We start from the raw sequence: 3,024 nt of genomic DNA, 5'->3' as shown, positions 1-3,024 counted from the left end.
CGAATAGATGTGGAAGACCTTGTCGGTCAGCATGGCGAGGTCGCGGATGCACTCCAGGTGCCGCACCGACGGGTGGATGTCGATCGGCTCGACCGGATAGCCGCCGGTGCAGTTCAGGATGTTGTGCATCTGCGCCAGGCGCAGGAAGTTGCGGTAGTCGGCCTGGTTGCCGGGCCGGCGGCCGCGGTCGAGGTCGGAGCAGTTCGGCGCCGAGGCCATCATCGACAGGATGACGTTGTTGCCGCCGAAGCGCAGATTGTGCGCCGGGTTGCGGGCGTGCAGCGTGAATTCCGACGGGCAATGCGAGACGAGCTCGAGGATCATGTCGCTGTCGAAGCGCACGCGCTCCGAGCCTTCGCGCACATCCGCGCCATGCGCCTTCATGATGCGGCGGGCTTCGTCGTGCAGAACGTCGACGCCGATCTCCTTCAGCACGCGCAGCGAGGCGAGGTGGATCGATTCCAACTCGTCGTCGGAGACGAACTTGGTCGGCGTCAGCGGGTTCTTCAACTGCCGGAAGGCGGGCTGCTCGAAAGCGGCCGACCCGCCGGCGCGCTTGCCCGCGCGGCCGCCACGGCGGGCGCGATCGGTTGCCAGGGCTGGTTCGGCGGGATGGAGGGCAGCGGTCATGAAATGCCTCGTCAGGGTACGTATTTGGCCGGCATAATGGACCGGCGGCCATGCAGCCGGTGAGGAGGCGGCGACCACTAGGGCGAGGGAAGCGACATGACGGGACGGCAACCGGTCGCCTGCCGTTTCGCTGCGTGAAGCCTGTTACATTCCCGTCTTTTACTTGTGCTATACTTGCAGGCCGAGCATCTTGAGGGGGATAGCGATGCCTGACGTCATCAAAGTGCGCGCGGCAACCAACAACGAGGTCGCGTTCCTGGCATGGGATATCGATGGGATGATCCCGGGTTGCCTCGGCTTCGAGATCGTCCGCCTCTATCCCGATAGCGGTGAGGAGCGTTGCCTGGCGGCGTGGGTGCCGTTCAAGGGACAGCGCAATCCAAGATGGATACCGCAGGACACCGGGGTGTGGCCGGTGCAGAAGACGTTCTGGCGCGACCTGACGGTGCGCCGGCGCCGCGACAGTATCGATCTCAGGCCGGAGGGCGAGATGATTGCCTACCGCGTACGCCCCGTCGGCGACATGAAGCCGGGCCTCGAACCGGTGCCGGTGCGTCCCGACCAGGCCGTGGACGGCAAGCCTGCCTATACGGGTGCTCCGCGTCCGCTCGGCTATCTCGGGCAGGGCGCCGTCAGTCCGCCGATTTTCCTGGGGCAAATGTTCGGCAACGCGCGGGTCGCCTTCACCAACGGGGTCTTGTCGACGCAATGGATGTCGCGCGCGCTGGCGGAAGCAGGCATCAAGGTCGGGCAGCGCGACAAGATCAGAGCCGAGCTGCAGAACCCGGCAAGCAAGATACGCGCCTACCTGCATGGCGATGTGCCTGACGTGCTTACCAGCCTGATGAAGCGGGCCAAGAGCGAAGGCGGCACTGTCAGGCTTGCGCTCTACGAGCTCGGCGATGACGAATTGTGCGACGCGATCATCGCCGCCAAGGACGTGGTGGAGGTCATCCTTTCCAATTCGGGCCGGGATGACAAGACCGGGAAATGGGACTTGGGCAACGCGCCGTTCAGGAAGCGCCTGCATGACGCCGGCGTCGTGGTGACCGATCGCCTGTTCAACAACAACCATATCGGCCACAACAAATTCGCCGTCTATCGCGATGCCCAGGGCGATCCGCGGGCGGTGATGACCGGCAGCACCAACTGGACCTCGACCGGTATCTGCGGCCAGTCGAACAACGCCTTCGTCCGCGACGATCCGGCAATGGCCAAGGTGTTCAATGCCTATTGGGAGCGGATGAAGACCGACGTGTTCCCGCCGCCGGCCAGCGAGAGCGCCGCCGGACATGTGGCGCAGACCCAAGGCGTGCCGTTCCGCAAGGACAATCATATGGCGAACCCGCTCGACGGCGCGACGGTAGCGCTGAATGGCATGACGGTGTGGTTCTCGCCGAACGACCCGGAGCGCAACAAGAAGGACATCTCGGTGCGCCCGGTCGACCTCGAGGACGTCTTCGCCCGCATCAAGGCGGCGAAGCGCGCGGTGCTGTTTCTCGTGTTCAATCCTTCGCAGCTCGGCGAGAACTCGATCGTCGACCAAGCGGTGGCGGCGGCGAAAGCCGATCCGAAGCTGATCGTGCAGGGGGCGATCAGCGACGAGACGGCGATGCCCAACTACGTCGCGCCTACCAAGGATCCGGTCACCCACAAGTCGAACAAGGACGGCAAGTCGCCCTTCGTGTTCCCGGAAAAGGTCTGGGAGGCGCCGAACGTCTCGATCGTCAGGGCGGCGAACCTGACCGGCGCGACGATCGCCCGCGATTTCCAGGCGGAAGTGCTGACCGTCGGCCACGCCATCGTGCACGACAAGATCGTCATCATCGATCCGATGGAGGACAACGCCACCGTCATCACGGGCAGCCACAACCTCGGCTACAAGGCCTCCTACGAGAATGACGAGAACCTGGTGATCGTGGAGGGCGACAAGACGTTTGCCGCCGCCTACGCGGTGCACATGCTGGATGTCTTCGACCACTACAAGTTCCGCGCCTGGCGCCGGACGATCGGGAAGGGGCCTTCGGACGACGACGGGATTTCCGTCGACGACAAATGGCTGAAGCCCTATGCCGATGGCAAGAAGGGAGCCATCGCCCGCTACTTCCCATAGCAGCCTCCGCCGGCCCCGCCCATTTGAGCGGCCGTTGACGCAAGCGGATTTCGCCGCCGGCCTGGCCGGCCCGGCCGAGGCTCCTGACAGGGCTTGGCTGGAGCAAGCGGTTTTCGCGTGCGAGGGCTTACGGCTGCCCAGGCGAACGGCTAAGGCTGCCAGCCGAGGACAGCCATGAGCGCGGCGGATTCAAAGAGCAGCGAGAGGGTGCAGTGGGCCGCGATCACCGGCGTGATCGCGACCGTGTCGGTGTTCGCCATCGCGCAAGGGCTTTCCTATCC

The 3,024-nt window shown here is 64.8% G+C and carries 2 protein-coding genes; one reads left to right on the top strand and one right to left on the bottom strand.

Annotation, left to right across the window (positions count from 1 at the left end; all coding sequences use genetic code 11):
* Window positions 1–630 (bottom strand): trimethylamine methyltransferase family protein (locus EOA28_RS30845; protein WP_189342273.1); only part of this gene is annotated, 630 nt, incomplete at its 3' end.
* A 205-nt stretch (window positions 631–835) separates the two neighbouring features.
* On the opposite strand from EOA28_RS30845, the gene EOA28_RS30840 reads away from it, so the two are divergent.
* Window positions 836–2,743: a phospholipase D-like domain-containing protein gene (locus EOA28_RS30840; protein ID WP_127251188.1), complete on the top strand. Its 1,908-nt coding sequence runs from the start codon at window positions 836–838 to the stop codon at window positions 2,741–2,743.
* Window positions 2,744–3,024 lie beyond the last annotated feature (281 nt).

It is taken from the genome of Mesorhizobium sp. M2A.F.Ca.ET.067.02.1.1, from assembly GCF_004023285.1.
Taxonomy (GTDB): Bacteria; Pseudomonadota; Alphaproteobacteria; order Rhizobiales; family Rhizobiaceae; genus Mesorhizobium.
Note: the sequence above shows the minus strand (reverse complement) of the source record. Positions and strands in the feature narration are given on the sequence as shown.

Excerpts from the sequence above, each read along its gene's own strand:
- EOA28_RS30840 (WP_127251188.1), top strand. The coding sequence starts at position 836 with ATGCCTGACGTCATCAAAGTGCGCGCGGCAACCAACAACGAGGTCGCG.